This window comes from Rhodopseudomonas sp. P1 (genome assembly GCF_039642825.1).
GTDB classification, from domain to species: domain Bacteria; phylum Pseudomonadota; class Alphaproteobacteria; order Rhizobiales; family Xanthobacteraceae; genus Rhodopseudomonas; species Rhodopseudomonas palustris_H.
On record NZ_CP088006.1, the window covers coordinates 3,968,221 to 3,987,131 of the forward strand.

At 63.8% G+C, this 18,911-nt stretch carries 21 protein-coding genes; 11 read left to right on the forward strand and 10 right to left on the reverse strand.

The genetic code is table 11. The features are described 5' to 3' along the window. Positions 1-289: 289 nt before the first annotated feature. From LRC39_RS18350 to LRC39_RS18365, 4 genes are all read left to right on the forward strand, one after another. Positions 290-1,072, forward strand: coding sequence for a thiazole synthase (locus LRC39_RS18350; protein ID WP_346295205.1), 783 nt, complete (start codon positions 290-292; stop codon positions 1,070-1,072). Continuing rightward, a complete protein-coding gene (locus tag LRC39_RS18355; protein ID WP_107345341.1) occupies positions 1,059-1,667 on the forward strand; it encodes a thiamine phosphate synthase in 609 nt (202 codons plus the stop codon). The genes LRC39_RS18350 and LRC39_RS18355 overlap by 14 nt, the downstream gene beginning before the upstream one ends. Before the next feature lie 234 nt (positions 1,668-1,901). Then, positions 1,902-3,827, forward strand: a complete 1,926-nt coding sequence (thiC, locus tag LRC39_RS18360) for a phosphomethylpyrimidine synthase ThiC (protein WP_346295206.1) — start codon at positions 1,902-1,904, stop codon at positions 3,825-3,827. Positions 3,828-4,341: 514 nt separating this feature from the next. Continuing rightward, complete coding sequence (locus LRC39_RS18365) at positions 4,342-5,883, forward strand: P-loop ATPase, Sll1717 family (RefSeq protein ID WP_346295207.1); 1,542 nt, start codon at positions 4,342-4,344, stop codon at positions 5,881-5,883. Between the two features lie 117 nt (positions 5,884-6,000). Here LRC39_RS18365 and LRC39_RS18370 read toward each other — a convergent pair whose 3' ends face one another. From LRC39_RS18370 to LRC39_RS18395, 6 genes are all read right to left on the reverse strand, one after another. Beyond that, on the reverse strand, positions 6,001-6,390 hold the full coding sequence (locus LRC39_RS18370) for an ester cyclase (RefSeq protein WP_346295208.1): 390 nt from the start codon (positions 6,388-6,390) through the stop codon (positions 6,001-6,003). Between the two features lie 303 nt (positions 6,391-6,693). After that, the gene (locus LRC39_RS18375; RefSeq protein WP_346295209.1) at positions 6,694-7,227 is read right to left on the reverse strand and encodes a GNAT family N-acetyltransferase; all 534 of its coding nucleotides are present in this window, start codon (positions 7,225-7,227) and stop codon (positions 6,694-6,696) included. After that, positions 7,215-7,553: a DUF1778 domain-containing protein gene (locus LRC39_RS18380; protein WP_346297526.1), complete on the reverse strand. Its 339-nt coding sequence runs from the start codon at positions 7,551-7,553 to the stop codon at positions 7,215-7,217. The genes LRC39_RS18375 and LRC39_RS18380 overlap by 13 nt, the downstream gene beginning before the upstream one ends. 101 nt (positions 7,554-7,654) lie before the next feature. Next, positions 7,655-8,167 (reverse strand): hypothetical protein, encoded by a 513-nt coding sequence (locus tag LRC39_RS18385; protein WP_346295210.1) that lies wholly within the window; start codon positions 8,165-8,167, stop codon positions 7,655-7,657. A 305-nt stretch (positions 8,168-8,472) separates the two neighbouring features. Next, positions 8,473-8,937 (reverse strand): hypothetical protein, encoded by a 465-nt coding sequence (locus LRC39_RS18390; protein WP_346295211.1) that lies wholly within the window; start codon positions 8,935-8,937, stop codon positions 8,473-8,475. A 1-nt stretch (position 8,938) separates the two neighbouring features. After that, a complete protein-coding gene (locus tag LRC39_RS18395) occupies positions 8,939-9,376 on the reverse strand; it encodes a hypothetical protein (RefSeq protein ID WP_346295212.1) in 438 nt (145 codons plus the stop codon). A 1,171-nt stretch (positions 9,377-10,547) separates the two neighbouring features. On the opposite strand from LRC39_RS18395, the gene LRC39_RS18400 reads away from it, so the two are divergent. Both LRC39_RS18400 and LRC39_RS18405 read left to right on the forward strand, forming a co-directional pair. Beyond that, positions 10,548-10,832: a hypothetical protein gene (locus LRC39_RS18400; RefSeq protein WP_346295213.1), complete on the forward strand. Its 285-nt coding sequence runs from the start codon at positions 10,548-10,550 to the stop codon at positions 10,830-10,832. A gap of 169 nt (positions 10,833-11,001) precedes the next feature. Further along, the gene (locus LRC39_RS18405; RefSeq protein WP_346295214.1) at positions 11,002-11,190 is read left to right on the forward strand and encodes a hypothetical protein; all 189 of its coding nucleotides are present in this window, start codon (positions 11,002-11,004) and stop codon (positions 11,188-11,190) included. Between the two features lie 17 nt (positions 11,191-11,207). Here LRC39_RS18405 and LRC39_RS18410 read toward each other — a convergent pair whose 3' ends face one another. Further along, a complete protein-coding gene (locus LRC39_RS18410; RefSeq protein WP_346295215.1) occupies positions 11,208-12,500 on the reverse strand; it encodes a flavin-dependent oxidoreductase in 1,293 nt (430 codons plus the stop codon). A 286-nt stretch (positions 12,501-12,786) separates the two neighbouring features. Here LRC39_RS18410 and LRC39_RS18415 point away from each other — a divergent pair, with 286 nt between their 5' ends. Beyond that, positions 12,787-13,338 carry a hypothetical protein gene (locus tag LRC39_RS18415; RefSeq protein ID WP_346295216.1) on the forward strand — a complete coding sequence of 184 codons (552 nt, stop codon included), beginning with the start codon at positions 12,787-12,789 and terminating at the stop codon, positions 13,336-13,338. On the opposite strand, the gene LRC39_RS18420 is transcribed toward LRC39_RS18415, so the two are convergent. Beyond that, the gene (locus tag LRC39_RS18420; RefSeq protein ID WP_263989158.1) at positions 13,331-13,759 is read right to left on the reverse strand and encodes a hypothetical protein; all 429 of its coding nucleotides are present in this window, start codon (positions 13,757-13,759) and stop codon (positions 13,331-13,333) included. The two genes, LRC39_RS18415 and LRC39_RS18420, sit on opposite strands and share 8 nt — an antisense overlap. A 193-nt stretch (positions 13,760-13,952) precedes the next feature. On the opposite strand from LRC39_RS18420, the gene LRC39_RS18425 reads away from it, so the two are divergent. Continuing rightward, on the forward strand, positions 13,953-14,903 hold the full coding sequence (locus tag LRC39_RS18425; protein WP_346295217.1) for a YiiG family protein: 951 nt from the start codon (positions 13,953-13,955) through the stop codon (positions 14,901-14,903). A 141-nt stretch (positions 14,904-15,044) separates the two neighbouring features. Here LRC39_RS18425 and LRC39_RS18430 read toward each other — a convergent pair whose 3' ends face one another. Then, positions 15,045-15,821 carry a hypothetical protein gene (locus LRC39_RS18430; protein WP_346295218.1) on the reverse strand — a complete coding sequence of 259 codons (777 nt, stop codon included), beginning with the start codon at positions 15,819-15,821 and terminating at the stop codon, positions 15,045-15,047. A gap of 146 nt (positions 15,822-15,967) precedes the next feature. Here LRC39_RS18430 and LRC39_RS18435 point away from each other — a divergent pair, with 146 nt between their 5' ends. Together LRC39_RS18435 and LRC39_RS18440 are read left to right on the forward strand one after the other, a co-directional pair. Beyond that, positions 15,968-17,047 carry a hypothetical protein gene (locus tag LRC39_RS18435; RefSeq protein ID WP_346295219.1) on the forward strand — a complete coding sequence of 360 codons (1,080 nt, stop codon included), beginning with the start codon at positions 15,968-15,970 and terminating at the stop codon, positions 17,045-17,047. A gap of 119 nt (positions 17,048-17,166) precedes the next feature. After that, a complete protein-coding gene (locus LRC39_RS18440; protein ID WP_346295220.1) occupies positions 17,167-17,805 on the forward strand; it encodes a collagen-like protein in 639 nt (212 codons plus the stop codon). A 44-nt stretch (positions 17,806-17,849) separates the two neighbouring features. On the opposite strand, the gene LRC39_RS18445 is transcribed toward LRC39_RS18440, so the two are convergent. Then, positions 17,850-18,116 (reverse strand): DUF2277 domain-containing protein, encoded by a 267-nt coding sequence (locus LRC39_RS18445; protein ID WP_107356387.1) that lies wholly within the window; start codon positions 18,114-18,116, stop codon positions 17,850-17,852. Between the two features lie 157 nt (positions 18,117-18,273). On the opposite strand from LRC39_RS18445, the gene LRC39_RS18450 reads away from it, so the two are divergent. Further along, positions 18,274-18,903, forward strand: a complete 630-nt coding sequence (locus LRC39_RS18450; RefSeq protein WP_346295221.1) for an SOUL family heme-binding protein — start codon at positions 18,274-18,276, stop codon at positions 18,901-18,903. Positions 18,904-18,911: the final 8 nt, after the last annotated feature.

Below are 18,911 nucleotides of genomic sequence, written 5' to 3' on the forward strand. Positions count from 1 at the left end.
TCGCCCGGCTCGTCCGGGCGACCCAGTATTGCAGAGCGCCGGCGTTCAGCCGCGAACGCTCTGGAATACTGGATCCCCGCCTTCGCGGGGATGACGACTGTGGTGGGAATGAGGATGGCGGTGATACACGCTACGCGCCGCAGCGCCTCCGCTCCCCTCCCCCTTGCGGGGAGGGGTCGGGGTGGGGGTCCCCGGGCACTGAGTGCGCGTCGCCCTCACCCCAGCCCTCTCCCGCGAGCGGGAGAGGGAGCGAGGCGCAGCGGACTGATCAAAGCGCGGAGCGACATGCATGGTGAAATTCTACGACCGCGAATTCGGCTCCCGGCTCTTGATCGGCAGCGCGCTGTATCCGTCGCCGGCGATCATGCAGGACTCGATCCGCGAGTCCGGCGCCGAGATCGTCACGGTGTCGCTGCGGCGCGAGACGGCGGGCGGCAAGGCCGGCGATCAGTTCTGGTCTCTGATCCGCGAACTCGGCGTCACCGTGCTGCCGAACACCGCCGGCTGCCGCGGCGTGCGCGATGCGGTGACCACCGCCAAGCTGGCGCGCGAATTGTTCGGCACGAGCTGGATCAAGCTCGAAGTCATCGCCGACAACGACACCCTGCAGCCGGACGTGGTCGGCCTGGTCGAAGCAGCTTCAATCCTGATCAAGGATGGCTTCGAGGTGTTTCCCTATTGCACCGAGGATCTGTCGGTCGCGCTCCGGCTGGTCGATGCCGGCTGCCGGGTGATCATGCCGTGGGCGGCGCCGATCGGCAGCGCGCGCGGCATCGTCAGTCGCGACGCGCTGAAGCTGCTGCGCGACCGCCTGCCCGATATCACGCTGGTGGTCGACGCCGGCCTCGGCGCACCGAGCCACGCCGCCGAAGCGATGGAGCTCGGCTACGACGCCGTGCTGCTCAACACCGCGATCGCCAAAGCCGAAGACCCGGTGGCGATGGCGCGCGGCTTCAAGCTCGCGGTCGAAGCCGGCCGCACTGGTTACGAAGCGGGGCTGATGGGCGCCCGCGATTTCGCTTCGCCCTCCACCCCTGTGATCGGGACCCCGTTCTGGCATGCCGTATCCTGACCGTTTCTATCCCGTCGTCGACAGCATCGCGTGGGTCAAACGCCTCGCCGCGCTCGGCGTCGGCACCGTGCAGCTCCGCGCCAAGGACCTCGATGACGGCGCCGCGCTGCAGCTCGTCACCGACGCGCTCGCGGCGGTGAAGGACACCAGCGTCAAGCTGATCATCAACGACTACTGGCGCGCCGCGATCGTCGCCGGCGCCCAGCATCTGCATCTCGGCCAGGAAGACCTCGCCGAGGCGGACCTCGCCGAGATCCGCAGCGCCGGGCTGACGCTCGGCCTCTCCACCCACGACGACGCCGAACTCGAAACCGCGCTCGCTGCCGAGCCGGACTACATCGCGCTCGGCCCGATCTTCCCGACCACGCTGAAATCGATGCGGTTTGCCCCGCAAGGCATTCCGAAGATCACCGAATGGAAGAAGCGCGTCGGCAACATCCCGCTGGTCGCGATCGGCGGCATCAAGCTGGAACAGGCCGAAGAGATCTTCGCCGCCGGCGCCGACTCGATCGCGGTGGTCAGCGACGTGACGCAAAACCCCGATCCAGACGCCCGCGTCCGCGCCTGGCTCGATTTCGTCGCCGAGAAGGCGTGATGACGAACGCGACCGCTGCGACGCGCGGCGCCCTCACCCCAGCCCTCTCCCGCACGCGGGAGAGGGAGCAGGCCGTGCGTGAGGCACAGCCGCGACCCGACCGGTGACTCCTCCCTCTCCCGCTTGCGGGAGAGGGTCGGGGTGAGGGCGACACGCACCGTGCCCTCGCCACTCCGACCGACAACACGACCGAACCAAGCGGCCCGAATAACAACCGATAACAAGGAGGATGGCATGAATATCCGCTCCAATCCCGAGACCACCCGCGCTGCCGTCACCACCGGCGCCCTGCCCTCCTCCAAGAAGATCTACGCCACGCCTGCGAGCGCGCCGGATCTGCGCGTGCCGCTGCGCGAGATCATCCTGAGTGAAGGCGCAGGCGAGCCGAACCTGCCGGTGTACGATACGAGTGGCCCCTACACCGATCCGAGCGTGGTCATCGACGTCAACAAGGGCCTGCCGCGCCCGCGCACCGAATGGGTCAAGGAGCGCGGCGGCGTCGAGCAATACGAAGGTCGCGACATCAAGCCGGAAGACAACGGCAATGTCGGCGCCGCGCATGCCGCGAAAGCCTTCACCGCGCATCACCAGCCGCTGCGCGGGATCAGTGACGCGCCGATCACGCAATACGAATTCGCCCGTAAGGGGATCATCACCAAGGAGATGATCTACGTCGCCGAGCGCGAGAATCTCGGCCGCAAGCAGCAGCTCGAACGCGCCGAGGCCGCGCTGGCCGACGGTGAATCGTTCGGCGCCAGCGTGCCGGCGTTCATCACCCCGGAATTCGTCCGCGACGAGATCGCCCGCGGCCGCGCGATCATCCCGGCCAATATCAATCACGGCGAACTCGAGCCGATGATCATCGGCCGCAACTTCCTCACCAAGATCAATGCCAATATCGGCAACTCTGCGGTGACCTCGTCGGTCGAAGAGGAAGTCGACAAGATGGTGTGGGCGATCCGCTGGGGCGCCGACACCGTGATGGACCTCTCCACAGGCCGCAACATCCACACCACCCGCGAATGGATCCTGCGCAACTCGCCGGTGCCGATCGGCACCGTGCCGATCTATCAGGCGCTGGAGAAGTGCGAAGGCGATCCGACCAAGCTGACCTGGGAGCTGTACAAGGACACGCTGATCGAGCAGGCCGAACAGGGCGTCGATTACTTCACCATCCACGCCGGCGTGCGGCTGCAATACATCCACCTCACCGCCAGCCGCGTCACCGGCATCGTGTCGCGCGGCGGCTCGATCATGGCGAAGTGGTGCCTGGCGCATCACAAGGAGAGCTTCCTCTACACGCATTTCGACGAGATCTGCGATCTGATGCGCAAGTACGACGTGTCGTTCTCGCTCGGCGACGGCCTGCGGCCGGGCTCGATCGCCGACGCCAACGACCGCGCCCAGTTCGCCGAACTGGAGACGCTCGGCGAACTCACCAAGATCGCCTGGGACAAGGGCTGCCAGGTGATGATCGAAGGCCCCGGCCACGTGCCGATGCACAAGATCAAGATCAACATGGACAAGCAGCTGAAGGAGTGCGGCGAGGCGCCGTTCTACACCCTCGGCCCGCTGACCACCGACATCGCGCCGGGCTATGATCACATCACCAGCGGCATCGGCGCCGCGATGATCGGCTGGTTCGGCTGCGCGATGCTGTGCTACGTCACGCCGAAGGAGCATCTCGGCCTGCCCGACCGCAACGACGTCAAGACCGGCGTGATCACCTACAAGATCGCCGCCCACGCCGCCGACCTCGCCAAGGGCCACCCCGCCGCACAGCTCCGCGACGACGCCCTCTCCCGCGCCCGCTTCGAATTCCGCTGGCAGGACCAGTTCAACCTCGGCCTCGATCCGGACACGGCCCAGGCCTTCCACGACGAGACCCTGCCGAAGGACGCCCACAAGGTCGCGCATTTCTGCTCGATGTGCGGCCCGAAGTTCTGCTCGATGAAGATCACCCAGGACGTCCGCGACTACGCAGCGGGCCTCGGCGACAACGAGAAAGCCGCCCTCTACCCGGTCGGCCACGCCGGCATGACCATCTCCGGCACCATCGAAGACGGCATGGCGCAGATGAGCGCCAAGTTCAAAGAGATGGGAAGCAGCGTGTATCTCGACGCGGACAAGGTGAAAGAGAGCAACAAGGCGCTGTCGTAAGGCAGCGGGCGCTCACCACACCACAAACGTCATGCCCGGGCTCGACCCGGGCATCCATTTTCATAATCCGCTCGTCAAAGGCGGCGCCCACGCTTGTTCACCGACTCCGCAGATGCAGTCTGCCGCCAAGTCCGCCCTCTTAACAGCCATGACTTTAAGAACCCGACCGAGGCCAAAGTTCAACTAACTCTGAGAGAGCTCACTCATTTGGCAGGAAGAGTATCTACATTTTTCCTCTGCTGACCCGCACCGCATCGACAACCCCAAGTTGATTTCAACATCCCTTTCCTGCTATCCAGGCATGACGCAGTAGAGCGTGACTATCTTCTGGAACGATCAATGAAACACGTTGGCAAAGTTTGCAGTCTCCCCCCTGGTAAGAGCTACGGATTCCTGAAAAGCGAAGCTGACGGAACCGAGTACTTTTTCCACTCAACAGAGTTCGGGTGAAGAGTGGAACACTGTACAAAAAGGTGATGTTGTCCAATATGAGATAAAGGAAAACAACGGAAAATTGCAGGCGAAGAGCGTTGAAAGGCTTGCTCAAGCTACCCGCGCGAACATTCGCTCCGGCGCCCCGAGCAGAGCACCTCGCGCCCTCGGCCCTTATACAGGGCCCGACCTGCACCTAACTGACGCCGAGCGACTTCATTGCCTCACAGAACTATCCCGATGGAAGCTTGAGGCGAAGCTAGACGACATAAAGCGCTATTTCTTTGCTATCCCCGAATTGAATGACATCGCAACCGGCGATGCCTCTTACGTCATAGGACGCAAAGGCACCGGGAAGACTGCACTTGTTCAATATCTCTCCGACACATCCAGCACCGACCTACATGTATCAAAACTCACCTTTAAGAATTTTCCATTCAACGAATTATACTCCCAGGGTAATGATAGCTATCGCCGCCCTAACCAATACATCACAATCTGGAAGCTAATAATCTATTCCGCCGCATGTAAACTGATCGCTAGGAGCAGCAAATGCGACCCCCTTACGCGCGATCGGATTCTAAAGGCTTTCCCAAACCCGGATGGAGACAATCTGGGGACGATAATTGGACAGTGGATCTCAGGTGATTTCGGAATCAATGTACTCGGCACCGGGATCAACATTTCTAAATGGTTCAAAGAAAAGAAGAAGACAACAATTCAAGAAAAGGTAGAAAACCTCGAGCAGTTTGTTGTCAAGAATATACCGAATCAGACCTTCCTCGTTCTTTTTGATGAATTGGATGAGGACTACAAGGATATTTTTGAGACTTACAATAAGAGTGAGTATCTCGACCTATTGACCAGTCTCTTCAAGGCAGTTCAGGATGTAAGGTCTATTACCAAAGAGCACCGACTCTATCCCGTCGTCTTTTTGCGAGACGATATATACGATCTCCTTCAGGACCCCGACAAGAATAAGTGGAGAGATTTTCAGGTTGATCTCGAATGGACTCCCGAAAGCATGAAGGGACTTCTCTCACATCGCCTCGCCAAGGCCATCGGGAAGCAGAGCGACGATTTTGATTGCCTCTGGTACTCGATATTCAATCGGGGCGCAGTCAGATACTCTGATGGAAAAAAGACCACTCGCTCTTTTGACTACATCACGATGAGCACGCAAGGTCGACCTCGCGACTATATTAACTATCTAAGGGAATGCGCTGCATTGGAGCTCAAGCGTTCACGTCGAGAGATTTCCGCAGAAACGATCAAAGACGCCGACAAACTCTACTCAAATTACTTGCGAAAAGAACTAATAGACGAGATCCACGGAATTATACCGGATATAGGAAAAGTGCTGTCGATCTTCTCTGAAACTCGTAAATGGATACTGAGTATCGATGAATTTAAAAAGGCCTATGACGAGAGAGTTCAAGCGGGTGGCGTGCAAATCAAAGACGTTGATATGGTACTGAAGACACTTTTCTATTTTTCCATCATTGGCAACGTTGTCCGCGTGGGAGTACACATCTTTAGGCACGTTCGTCCTGAAGCCGAATTGAACTTCAAGGAAAAGATTGTGGTTCATCGCGGATTGATGAAATCTTTGCAAATCATTTAGCAAGCGTAGCCCGTAGGGCGGATTAGCGAAGCGTAATCCACCACCACACGGACGCAAGCGCAGCCGCCGCTCGGCGGGTTGCGCCTTCGGCCAACCCGCCCTACAGCCGCGATCGGCTCACGCGAGCTGCGATGCGACGGCGGCTTTGTCGATGATCGACCAGACTTCCACGATGCGGCGGTCGGAGAACGCGTAGAATACGTTTTCGGCGAAGCGGACTCGTCTGCCATTGACGGCAAGGCCGAACAGCTCGCCCGATGGGGTGCAGTCGAACCACAGCCGGCTCGCGACCCGCGGCGGTTCGGACACCAGCCATTGGATGTCGAAGTGAAGGTCCGGGATCGCGCGAAAATCCCGCTGCAGCATATCGCGATAGCCGGTCAGCCCGACCCGCTCGCCGTTGTAGGACACGTCCTCGCCGACGAACTGGTCCAGCTGCGGCCAATCCTGCCGGTTCAGGCAGGCGATGTAGCCGCGGTAGATCTCGGAGAGTTCGGCGGGGGTCATCGGATCATCCTATGTGAACATGGCGGATGACGCTTCGCACAGTCGCACGCCGCCATCCGCATCATGATCCCGCAAAGGTCAAGCAGTTCCGCGTCGCCAACTATTTTCCTTGCAGCTCACCATCTCCACCAGAGCGCGCAGGGCGAGCATCGCATGCGCGTGACGTATCGTGTCATCGCGGGACCAGTCCCGGCCGGCTCACGGCTGCGTCACGGCGCGAAAGCATGCGTAGCCCGGGTGAGCGAAGCGCTACCCGGGACTCTCAGGTTCGTTCACCCCCGCGTATCGCTGCGCTCACGCGGGCTACTCACTCAAGGCCGCGACCACCGTTTCGATCGGCAGGAACAGCGTCCGGCTGTCTTCGGGGTACTCGATGAATTCGGCGCAGCGCAGATAGAAACGTCTGGCCGCATCGTCCTTGGCGTGAACCAGAACCGCGCCGATGCCGATGCTCTGCGATGCCAGCGCGATCCGGCGCAGCGCGTCCGAAAGCAGGTCCGCGCCGAGCCCCCTTCCGGCATGGGAGCGGCTGACGGCCAGCCGTCCGATCACCGACACCGGGATCGTGTCGGGCGCGTTGCGGCGGACCTTGCCCGGCGCTGCCGCGCGCTCGACCGCGCCTGCTGAAACGCAGAAATAGCCGACGACCTGATTGCCCTCGCACACCACGTAGGTGCGCGAGAAGCGGCTTTCGTTCTTGAGTGCCCGCTGGCGCAGCCAGTCGTTCAACACCGGTTCGCCGCAATCGAACGCCGACAGATCATGTGCAATCGTCAGAGGAACAGGAGCCGACAGACGGGAGCGTGGCGGGTTTGGCGCGTCGTCTATGTCCGCCATGCCGGGACCCGACGCAGCAACGCCTTGAGCTTCGGCCCAGGCGCGGGCGGATTGTCGAGCGCCTGCATGAAGGCGTCATAGCGTTCGGGATCGAGCGTGAATAAGCGCTGATCGAGCAGCACATCGACGGCCTGCCGCCGGGCGCTTTCCACCATGAACTCGGTACGCGTCTTCCCCAGCACCGCAGCCGCATCGTCGATCAGTTGGCGGGTGCCGGTCTCGATCCGCAGATTGATACTGCCCTTGGCCTCGGAATTCGCACCGCGCGCTGCGGCCGCAGCGGAACGACGAGCGGATTTTACGGGTGCGACGCGCGTCTTTGCCATGGGCAGAATATCGCGCTCTGTATCCACAGTGTCAATACGATCTCAGCCGACGCCCGGCGGGTTACGCCTTCGGCTACCCCCGCCCTACGATCGCCTCTCCGCTACTTCACCGCCGCCCGCATCGCGGTCCAGTCGAAGCCTTTCGCCGTCGCCAGGGCTTCGTCCTCGCCGAGGCCCTTGAATGACAGCGATAGCGCGGCGGCGGGGCCGAGCGCGATCAGGATCGTGCCGGACTTGTCGCTGGCCTGGAACGTCCGCGTCACCTTGAAGCCGTCGATCGTGGTGGTGTTGGCCGGGCCGTGGCTGGCCTCGGTCTTCATCCCGGTGCCGCCGGCCGCCAGCCGGCTCTGGGCCGGCGCGCCGGCGAGCAGTTGGACGCTGACATGGATCTCGCCGCGCTCGTAGCCGCGCTGCGCCACCACGATGCGGCTGCCGCCGTCCTGCATCGCGAGGCCGCCGAGCTTGCCGGCTTTCCAGCCCGGCAGCTCGACCAACAGCGGCGCGTAGGGCTCGAGCCCGTCCCCGGCGCGCGCCGGCGACGGCGGCGCCAGCGCCGCCGCGGCGAGCGCGGGCAACGCGACAGCCAAACCAGCAAGACGACGACGCGCGATCATGACAACCTCCAGTTCAAGACAGAGCCGCAACCTAACAAGGCCGCAGGCTGCAGCATTGATCTGAGCGCACCATCGCCGAAGGTCGCAGGGCCTCGCGTGGAGGATCCAAGCGCGCCGGATCGGGCGCAGGCCGCATCGCCACGGCGCCATCCCCGGACCACGACGTCCGCTGCGCTCAAGCCGTCCGACGAGCTATCCGCTCCGCGCTGATACCGGTTCGCCTGAGTGCACCGGATCGGCAGAGCCGCGTCTGCGAACTGCGCGCCCCTCGCCAACGCCGCTCGCGAGATCCTCGCCCTCGCCTGTCACGGCTTTCGAAAGCCTTCAAGCGCCCGCCGAACCGCCTCCTCGATCAACGCCCGGCTCCTCTCCAGCTCAGCGGCAACCTCGGCGGCGCGGGCCGGCGAGATCAGCTTGCCCTCCGCGCAATCGAGCACGAGGCCGACCGTCGCCTCGGCGTAGGCGGCTGCGGCCAGATAGGCGGACACTCCGGCGTCGATGTCGCCGCCCCAGCGAAACGCGAGTGCGTATCGCCATGACCGCTCGAACGTCACCTTCGGCGTCTCGGACATCAGGACCTTCGCGTCCCAATGATCGCACTCGAATGCCGACGGCCGATCGCGAAGCACGACGGGCAACGCGCCGTGGCTGCTTGCAAACGGGGTCGCGGTCGACAGCCGTAGCGGGAAACCCTTTGCGTCGATGGCGCTCTGCCATTCCGACATCGAATTCAGCTTCTGGTCCGACAGCACATAAATCTCGATCGACATGTCAGATCCCTCGGGTCATCGGGCGCGCCCGGGAACGCGACCTGAAAATGCTCAGAACAATCTGCTTTCGCGAAATTCCTCGGACGACATTCAGTTCGAAGACGGGCGTATCCGGCGCAGCACGCGTCTTTGCCCGGAGTTCGTCCGCTCGGGCCCGCGATATCGTCTGGGCACCGGTTTTGACATCATAGATCGCGATAATATCCCCTTGCACATTACGTAGCGTTGCATCGGTTCTGATCGTTCCGGCGAGCCCGTAATAGGGATCGACGGTGTCGAGACTGAAACTCCGTTCGATGTCTCCCACGCCTGGAAGCCCCTGGAGCCTTAACGCTAACCCGAACGCAATGTGGACGGCGGTACCGTACATCGCAGGCGACATTTGCGGTAAGTATTCCAACGCCCCCATGACGCGAGCGAGCGTATCACTCATCGCCACCGATGTTTCATCGATCTCCGCGATGCCAGTGAAGAATCCAGTCGAGGTCGATACCTCGACACCACTCTCGAGCGTCCATCTGCCAAGTTCGTTACGAGGCTGCTCCTCTCTGAACCCGGCTTTGATCCTGGAACGGGAAAGCCGCCGTTCTCTCAATTCGACTCTGATCGCCGCAAGTTCGGCTCTCCACCGCGCCAGATTTCACTGTTCGAATATCAACGACATTGTTGATCAGCTCCGCGCTTCGTCAAATTCATCATATCTGCATTTTTTCCTATCGCAACACATTTTTGGATTTTATTCCTGAAACAAAGTGATTTGCCTTCGTCCTGTCAGCGAAGCGAGCTGTGCTGAGCGTCGTCGAGCAGGACGGATCGTTTCGCCAACCCAACCGGCAAAGTGATCACTCGTGAGACTGACATCGAGCAGCGAAGGTAGATGCGGCGATCGCGCCGACGACACAGCCACCGCTCGGTAGCCTGGGCGGCGCGCAGCGAAGTCCGGGACGTTCAGGGGCATCGTCTCGGTGCTTGCCGATCGGGCGCTCTCACTCCGCCGCTGCCGCGATGGTTATGGATTCCGGGCTCGCGCGGAGTTGTCATCGGACCGGCCGAAGGCCGGACCCGTGGCACGCCCCGGAATGACGAACGAGAGGGGATTCTCCCGCGTCATGCGCGGGCTCGACCCGCGCATCCATCGATTGATAATCCGCTGTGCCATCGTCGCCCTCATTCAGACGATGGGTCGCCGGGTCGAGCCCGGCGACGACGCGAAGCGCGCAAAGGGTCCCGATGCCACAAGATCGCCGCTGGTGGGGGCGCCGTGACGGCGCCTTCGCGATGGATCGCAAGCCGTCGCGACCAACCACCAACTTTGCGCCAAGCGGCGCGCCCTCGCCCCTCGTCGTGATGACGACGGGCGCATACCTCGGACGCTGCGGCGCCGCGAGAACATGGCTGCATGCCAAGGCCGAACTAATTGCACAGCCTCGTGCCAAACGACGCTCCATCATACCGGCATGTGCAACAAACGGTGCATTCGTCATCATTGTCGAACGCACCACAGGCGCGATTTCGGCGCTCACTCAGCTTCAGATTGTGCCCGATCAATGCTGCGCGCCGGCAGGCTCCTAAGCTCGGCGGCGAACTAATAACCTGAAGGAACGTTGGTCATGCCCGCATCCGACGTACAGACCTTGCATGGTTTTCTGTTCGCGAAGCTCGCCGCGATCGGCTCGAAGAGCGAAACGCCGATCTACTATCTGCAGCACTTTGACGACAGCGAGCAGCGCATCGCGATCGATGCCCGCCCGTTCAACGACGAGCCGAAGCTGCGGCCCTATCTCGCCACCAAGGTGACGGTGACCGGCACGCAGGGGCCGGAGTACTTCCACGTCGCCTCGATCAGCCGCTGCGCGTCGGACACTCACGGCTGCGGCATCAACTGGGGCTGCTAAGCCGGCGGCGGCACGGCGCGCACGCGAACCGATGGCTGCGGCAGCGATGCGCGCCGCTGCGGCGTCGGGCAGCCGGCGTTAACGATCGGTTAACGATACCAAAACGCTGACGCGAACCAGACAATTGTCGTCGCGATTAGTATCGCATCACAGCGAATGGAGAGATGCGATGAGCGAAGCGACGTTGATACTTCCGAACATGCGCGGCGGCTGCGCCACCGCCAATGGCAAGGTGCACACGCTGTTTAGGATCAACAGCCGCGTCCGGCGCAAGATGGCGCAGCCGGCGGCAATGACCTCATCACCGCCGGCGGCGAATGATGATCACGCATCAGACGATCACGCGCGTGAAGGGTGAGTCCTTCGCGCGGCAGCTCACGCCGCCGCCGGCTCCTTCACCCGCGCGCCGGGTGCAATCGTCGGCGGCGCGGCGTTGAGGTGATCGATCGCGAAACCGGCGGCGGCTTTGTAGCCGGCCATGAAGGCGGCGCGCTCGGCCGGCGGGATCACGTCATCGATATTGTCGAAGGTGCCGCCGCAGCGCTCGTCGACAAGGTTGAGCAGGCCGAATGGGCCGGCGCCGCGATTGCGCAGGATCAGCTGCGAGATCGGGCCGCACAGCTTGGCGTCGAATGCCGCCAGCGCCGCTTCGGTGGCGCCATGCGCCACCATCGCGGCGCCGAGCTCGCGCGCGTCGACGATCGCCTGGGTGCCGCCGTTCGAGCCGGTCGGATACATCGCGTGCGCGGCGTCGCCGATCAGTACCACCGGGCCGTCGCGCCAAGTCTCGACGGGATCGCGGTCGATCATCGGATTCTCGTAAGCGGAGTCGGCCTCGCGGATCATCGCCGGCACGTCGAGCCAGTCCCACACCCAGCCGTCGAAATGATGCGCGAACTCGGAGGTCGGCACCTGCCGGAACCAGCCCTGCTGCTTCCAGCCTTCGGCATTGTCGAGCGTGACCTCGGCGATCCAGTTCAGCATCGACAGCCCGGTCGCGGGATCCGGCTGCGAGATCGGATAGATCACGACGCGGTGGCGATGCGTACCAAGGCCGATGAACGAGGCGCCGCTGCGGGTCGGTTTGCCCCAAGTGGTGCCGCGCCACATCACCGCGCCGCCCCAATGGATCGGCGGCTGGTTCGGATGCATCTGCGCCCGCACCGCGGAGTGAATGCCGTCGGCGCCGATCAGCAGCGCACCGGTGACTTCGGAGCTGCCGCCATCGGCGTGCTCCAGCGTCGCCACGACGCCGTCCGCGGTCTTACGATAGGAGGTGACGCGGCGGCCGAGCTGCACCGCATCGGCGCCGAGCCGTTCGATCACCTTGTCGTTCAGCAGCATGTGAAAGCGGCCGCGATGCACCGCATATTGCGGCCAGCGATAGCCGGCGGCCTTGCCGCGCGGCTCGGCATAGATGTCGTTGCCGTTAAGGCCGACCAGCGCCCATTCCTTCGCCGGCAGGCCGACGCCGTCGAGGTCGGCTTCGGTGATGCCGAGGTCGAGCAGTTCGCGCACCGCATTCGGCTGCAGATTAATGCCGACCCCAAGCGGGCGCATCTCGCGCGCCGCCTCATAGACGACGCAAGGCACGCCGATCTGATGCAGCGTCAACGCCGCCGCAAGCCCGCCAATGCCGCCGCCGGCGATGATGACTCTGTCGCTCATGAGAAGGACGTCCTACCCGCTTGTGATTGCGACTTGCTGTAGCCAGCAACGCCCGGCGAGGCAAGCAAGGGCGGCCGACAGGCGTGGCGCCACCGGTATTCGGTTTTCGTTCCGATGATGGCGCTTGACGAAAACGAACATATCAGGAACATTCTGCAATCAGAAATTGCGTAACGGTTTCCCCGGTTGCAGCGAGAGGCGTCGATGCGGTGTCGTTCTCGGTCGTTCAGCGCAGCTTCGGCGCAGCAGCTCGCCGCCCTGCCCGCCCCCGACGGCAGGACCTGCCGTGAGTAGTCCGGAGCTCGACGCGGCCACCGTCCCGACCACGCTGCGGGTGACGCCGGACGGCGATCAGGTCACCGGCCGCTGCGATTGCTGCGGCCAGATCAGCCGCCGTGTCTCGGGCACGATCGAAACGGCCGATGCCGTCGTGGCCTATCAGGTGTGGTGGACGGTCGGCCATATCGCCGAACACGGCGCGGAGATCGACCTGATCTGCGGGCGCTGGGGCGACGGCAGCGACGCGTCCGACCGCTTCGTCGTGCGGCTGCATCACTTCATCGCCGCGACTGGCTCGGCCGTGATGGTTCAGGACGCCAGCCTCGCGGACGGCCTCGACCGGCTCGCAGCGCGCGCATTGCGGCGCGACGACATCATCGGCACGCCGCGCGCCGCGGAGGCCTTCGCGTTGTACGACGCGATCGCGCTGCAGGATGCGCGGCTCTCCGAGTTGTTCGACCTGCCGGCGCCCTGCGGGCATTGCGGCCCGCGGACCGAGCGCCGCAAGCTGGCGTCGCGGCGCGGTTGTTCAGGAGCGCGCCGTGGCCGGACTATTTGAACCCGATTGCCAGGCCCGACAGATCGAGATCGGCGATCAGTCCGACCTGCGAGCCGCTGAGTTCGAGCACCGCGCCCTTCTCGTTGCGCAGCACGATGGCGCGGGCACCGACACCGACCGCCGCACCGGCCCCGACCGCGCCATACACGCCGGCGACATCGCGCGGCGAGCGGATGTTGCTGACGCGCCCGGCGAGCTGCGCCTTCGAGCCGCCGAACACCAGACCGTAGGACAGGCCGCCGATCGACAGCGGATAGCGCTTGCCGTGGAAATTCAACGTGCCCGAGCCGCCGGAGCCGCCGATCACCCAGCCGCCTTTATAGATCGTCAGCGTGATCCGTCCCTCGTCGGCCTGGGCGGGCGCGCCCAGTGCAAAGACGCCGATCAGCACGGCAACCACGGTCCCCAGCAATCCACGCATCCCGCTCTCCTTTATCGCTCGCCCCTTACGGGCTTCGTCTTTCCCGTCTAGCACTACCATCGCGATTCGGGCGCCATGACGGTGAAACCACCACGGCGGCGACACCGGACCTGCAGCTTGTGCTGAACCGGCGCATCGCTCGCGGCGACAACGAACCGCGATGCTGCACCGATCCAACAAAAAGGAGAATCGAATGGTTGCCACCCGCCGATCCGCTGTCAGACTGCTCGTCGGCAGTCTGATGTGTCTTGTCGTCGTGGCACCCGCACGCGCGGCCGAAACTCCGAACTCGTCGGACGCGCTCACCGAAAAGCTCAACGCCTATATCGGCTGCCTCAATCGGCTGTCGGCGCGCGCATTCGATTCCCGCGCACGCTACTTCTCCTGGGCCGCCAAGACCGGCCCGACCGGCAAGGAACGGATCGTCTACGGCACCTACACGATCTACGACACCAAGGACTGCCGCGCCGCCGTCGAGAAGGCCAACGCGATCGAGCCGCACGAACCCGCGCTCGAAGCCGCAGCCTCTGCCTATGCGGACGCGGTCGGCAAGCTCGAGCCGCTGCTGAAGGAAACCGACGACTACTACACGCAGGAGAACTACAAGGACGACAAGATGGCGAAAGGCAAAGCCCTGCATCCCCGTCTGGTCGCCGCCTGGGATGCGTTCGCGGACGCCGACCGCAAGTTGCGCGGCGGCGTCGAGGTCATCAAGGACCGTCAGTCCGCCGAGAAGCTGGCGGCGATCGAACGCAGCGAAGGCCGCAAGGCACGCTACCAGATCGAAGCCACCATGATCGACGCCAAGCGCGTGATCCGCGCGGCCGAGGCCGACAAGCCAGATTTGGCGGCGCTGACAGCAGCCATCGACGCTTATGGCAAGACCGTCGCGGCGAACGAGGCTTTCACCGAGGGCGAGCGAAACGCCAAGATCGGCTCGATGTTCATGTCGAACGCCAAGTCCTTTCTCGTCACCGCCAAGCAACTGATGCGCCGCCAGCGCGACAAGACGCCGTATTCGAGCGGCGAGAAGATGATGCTGAGCAACGCCGGCTCGGGATGGATGGTGGAAGGCTCGCCGCCGCGCCTGCTGCGCGACTACAATCAGCTGGTCGACTCCTACAATCGCGGCGCAGGCTTCTGAGAGGCCGACCACGGCTCGGTCGGTCGATCGGGTTTCCTCGACGATACGGCGCGGGCCGAACTGAATCGGTGAAGCCCCGCGCCGCATGCGATCGGCCTTTATGTGATGGATGCGGCCGCGCCGCATCCATCATCGGCATACTCAGCGATGTCCGGCGCGGCTACGCCCCGCCGCCGCGAGCGAAATGTAGCAGCCGCCCTGCATGCCGAGCTGGAAGCCGCCGTTATCCGGTATGAACAGATACTCCTGGCAGCGCCCGCCTGCGATCGGAATCCGGTAGTCGTACACGATCTGACCGGTGTTGATCGTGCGGTACACCACGACGCTGGTGGCCCGCGCGGCCGGCATGCCGTACTTGGCTTTGACCTGCTGCAGGCCGGCCTGCAGGTCGTAGGTGATGGCATGGTTGGAGAACTGCGCGACGCCGATCCATGTCGGGATCACGCGCTGTCCGAGGTTCTGCAGGCTGCCGTTGAAGTGGACGATCAGATTGTCGGGCGATCCGCTCCACTGACCGTTGATCAGATAGAAATCGTCGAACAGGTTGACGTTGGCTTGCGGCTCCTTCGTCGAACTTTGCGCCGCGAGATTCAGAACGAACTGGCTCTGAGACAGAGGTTCGAGATTGGCCGTTCTGAAGAAGATCGTGAGAGCAGGATAAGGAAGAAGGACTTCCGCTTGCGCACGCGCGGGCGAAACTGCCGCCAGCAGAACTGCGAAGACGCCGAACACACCGAACACCAGAGCTTTACGCATGGTTGTTCTCCATGTGCCGTTGCAGATGCACGGCGGCGGATCATAGTTGAGATTCAACTCAACACAACCCATGCGGGAATACCGATGAAGCCTCCAAGGCAGGCTTTCCAGTCTTGGATGATGCGCAACGCCAGCAATGCGCGAGGCAGTGACAAGCTTCATGCAACTCACATGCAGCGCCACTCACCTGATACCGACCATCGTCGAGGCCGGTTCGATGGGTAAAACCCTGCCATTTTACGGGGTCCGGCTTCCGGCGCGGCGGAATTGACGATAGGTTGAGGCAATAGGTTTCCGAGGATTAAGCGGTGCTGCGCAAAGCTTTCATGAAAGTGTTTTCGGCCCATCCGGTCGAGACGATTGCCGCCTGCACCGGTCTGTTCATGATCGTGCTCGGTTTCGCGCTCGGCACCCAATCGGGCTGGATCTGGTTCTGGGGTCAGGTGTCGGCAATCTGCGGCGCCAGCCTCGCGACCCTCGCGGTGGTATGGACGCTGCGCCAGCGCGCCGCCGAAGCCCGGATGGCCGCCAATCTCAACGTGCTGGCGCGCCAGCTCGAGACCTCGATCAGCCAGATCCACAAATCGGTGAAAGGCGGCCGCGACGAGTCGATCCCCGCAGCCGTGTACTTGGCGCAGATCGAGCAGTGCATCGACAATCTGATCGGCGTCACCCACGAGCTCGGCGAGATCACCGGCCGGCAATTGCCGTTCGACGTGATCGAGATGCTGACCGCACGCGATACGCTGCAGATCGAGGCCCGGATCACCGACGGCCGCACACCGGAGCGCAAGCTGGTCACCGAGACCGAGAACTGCCCAGCCTGCAAGAAGCAGGTCGAATTCCAGGTCGGCAGCCTGCCCGGCGACAGCGCCAAGCCGACCTGCCCACATTGCGGCCAGCGCTTCCACGCCCACCGCTCGACCAGCGGCAACATCTTCCTGAGGATGCCGGGCGCCTCGCAGTTCACCCGCGCGGTGTCGGTCAATTGCCCGGTCTGCGCCAGCAAGATTCCGGCGAACATCGATCAGGGCAAGCAGCATTCCGAGACGCGCTATTGCTTCTCCTGCGGCGCCAAAGTCTCGATCGATCCGCTCGGCCAGCAATGCACGCTGCTCAGCAAACAGGATCGCCTGCCCGGCCATGTCAACGGCGCCGGCACGCTGGTGTGCGAGAAGTGCAACGATCCGGTGATCACGCTGACCTCGAACAGCGTCGGCACCTACGGCATCTGCCGCAAGGACGACGGTCTGGTGTTCTCGTCCGCGGCCGGCCCCGCATCGCACGCGGCGCCTGCGTCGTCGCAATCAGCATCGCCGGCTCCGGCGGCATCCGCCTCGAAGGCTGAGCCGAGCGACAGCGTGGCGCGGAGCGACGCCGCCGAGTAGCGCTGTGTCGCTGCGCACGGCACACACTCGTGCGAAGCACCGCTGCACAGCAGCGGAATTGAAGCCGTCACGCAAGCTCTGATAAAGTCACGCCGTCAGGAATCGTTTGGGGGCGTTGCGTGGCTGAAGCTGAATCCACCCGCCGCGGACGTCCGGGGCCGCAAGGCCCGCGCGGACGGCCCGGTGAACCGGGCCGACCGGGACCACAAGGACATCCGGGCCGCCCAGGCCCCGAGGGCCCCCGCGGCAAGCAGGGTCCGGTCGGCAAGCCGGGGCCGCAGGGCAAGGCTGGTCCGCAAGGCAAGCCCGGCATCGCGGGCAAGCCGGGACCCGATGGCAAGCCCGGTCCGATCGGCCCGCAAGGCAAGCCCGGCCCGCAAGGTCCCCGTGGTGAACAAGGCCCGCGCGGCGAGCAAGGTCCTCGTGGTGAGCAAGGCCCGCAAGGTCCGCGCGGCGAACAGGGTCCCCGCGGCGAGCCCGGCCCCGCCGGTGCGCTCCCCTCGATCGAGCAGGTGATGCCCTGGCTGCACCTGATCTTCGACGCCTACGAAGACTACAAAGCGCAGCGCGCCCGCGAAGCCCGCGAGCTTGAGGAGCGTGTTGCCGCCGAAGCTCTCGAGCAGGCGGCGCGCGAAGCTGCCGAGCGTGAAGTCGCCGCCGCGATTGAAGCCGCGAATGCCGAAGCCGAGATCGTGCTCGACGAAGAAGCTCATGCCGAGGGCGGCAAGAAAAAGAAGAAGCGCAAGCACAAGGACTGATCGCGCCGCTTGCGTGATCCGTCTCGTTCGATGAGCCCGCGCGGTCACCCGAACCGCGCGCGCGATCGTTCCCTCGCCTTCGCCGCCTCGACCTCGCGGTCGCGCGGCGCGGCCTGGGTCTGCAGCGACAGCAGCAGCGTGCGGGCTACGTCGGTGATCTCACTCACCGCGCGATCGAACGCGGCGGCGTTGGCCTGCGACGGCGCATTGAAACCCGACAGCTTGCGGACGAACTGCAACGCGGCGGCGCGAACTTCGTCGTCGGTCGCCGGCGGTTCGAAGTTGAACAGCGTCTTGATGTTCCGGCACATGCAGCGGCACCTTTCTGCTTTCGACAGACCACCGATGGTAATCGCATCCACCCTCGACACAACACGGAACCGCACGACATAAAACCTTGCCGATGGCCGTGCGATGATTAGCTGACGTCAGGGAGCGCAAACGATCGCGCGGCACGGAGACGGCCGCATGGCCTCGGCGATCTGGTACTACACAGTTCTGGTCGCCGAATCCGTCCTCGGCATCGTGGGCCTGCGGCTGTACGAGGAGCCGGCTTACACCGTGCTCGACCGGCCGAGCGAGGCGATCGAGATCCGGCGCTATGCGCCGAGGGTCGCCGCCGAGGTCGATCTGGAACGCCGCGGCAATGCCGACGGCCAGGCCTTCACGCTGCTGTTCAACTACATCGCCGGTGCCAATCGCGGTGGCTCTGGCGCCTCTGAACGCGTGGCCATGACCGTGCCCGTCGATGTCGCACGGCCGGAGAAGATTGCGATGACCGCGCCGGTCGAAACTGCGGCGCAGGACCGCATGACGCGGATGCGGTTCTTCCTGCCGGCCGCCTTCACGGCCGAGACTGCGCCGAAGCCCGACGACGCGCGGGTGCAGATCGTCACCGTGCCGGAACAGACCATCGCGACGCTGCGCTTCTCAGGCACCGGGCGCGACCTGCGCGAGCGCGAGCAGCAACTGATCGCCGCGCTCGCCAAGACGCCATGGCAGCCGGTCGGCGCGCCCTACGGCCTATTCTACGATGCGCCGTTCACGCTTCCCTTCGTCCGCCGCAATGAAGCCGCGGTGGAAGTCGCCAAGCGCTGATCACACGA

Coding starts and splice junctions, on each gene's coding strand:
- LRC39_RS18375 (WP_346295209.1), bottom strand. CDS start 7,227: ATGGCGGACATAGACGACGCGCCAAACCCGCCACGCTCCCGTCTGTCG.
- LRC39_RS18385 (WP_346295210.1), bottom strand. CDS start 8,167: ATGATCGCGCGTCGTCGTCTTGCTGGTTTGGCTGTCGCGTTGCCCGCG.
- LRC39_RS18430 (WP_346295218.1), bottom strand. CDS start 15,821: ATGAAGCTTGTCACTGCCTCGCGCATTGCTGGCGTTGCGCATCATCCA.
- LRC39_RS18390 (WP_346295211.1), bottom strand. CDS start 8,937: ATGTCGATCGAGATTTATGTGCTGTCGGACCAGAAGCTGAATTCGATG.
- LRC39_RS18350 (WP_346295205.1), top strand. CDS start 290: ATGGTGAAATTCTACGACCGCGAATTCGGCTCCCGGCTCTTGATCGGC.
- LRC39_RS18405 (WP_346295214.1), top strand. CDS start 11,002: ATGAGCGAAGCGACGTTGATACTTCCGAACATGCGCGGCGGCTGCGCC.
- LRC39_RS18355 (WP_107345341.1), top strand. CDS start 1,059: ATGCCGTATCCTGACCGTTTCTATCCCGTCGTCGACAGCATCGCGTGG.
- LRC39_RS18380 (WP_346297526.1), bottom strand. CDS start 7,553: ATGGCAAAGACGCGCGTCGCACCCGTAAAATCCGCTCGTCGTTCCGCT.
- LRC39_RS18400 (WP_346295213.1), top strand. CDS start 10,548: ATGCCCGCATCCGACGTACAGACCTTGCATGGTTTTCTGTTCGCGAAG.
- LRC39_RS18445 (WP_107356387.1), bottom strand. CDS start 18,116: ATGTGCCGGAACATCAAGACGCTGTTCAACTTCGAACCGCCGGCGACC.
- LRC39_RS18410 (WP_346295215.1), bottom strand. CDS start 12,500: ATGAGCGACAGAGTCATCATCGCCGGCGGCGGCATTGGCGGGCTTGCG.
- LRC39_RS18420 (WP_263989158.1), bottom strand. CDS start 13,759: ATGCGTGGATTGCTGGGGACCGTGGTTGCCGTGCTGATCGGCGTCTTT.
- thiC (WP_346295206.1), top strand. CDS start 1,902: ATGAATATCCGCTCCAATCCCGAGACCACCCGCGCTGCCGTCACCACC.
- LRC39_RS18425 (WP_346295217.1), top strand. CDS start 13,953: ATGGTTGCCACCCGCCGATCCGCTGTCAGACTGCTCGTCGGCAGTCTG.
- LRC39_RS18450 (WP_346295221.1), top strand. CDS start 18,274: ATGGCCTCGGCGATCTGGTACTACACAGTTCTGGTCGCCGAATCCGTC.
- LRC39_RS18370 (WP_346295208.1), bottom strand. CDS start 6,390: ATGACCCCCGCCGAACTCTCCGAGATCTACCGCGGCTACATCGCCTGC.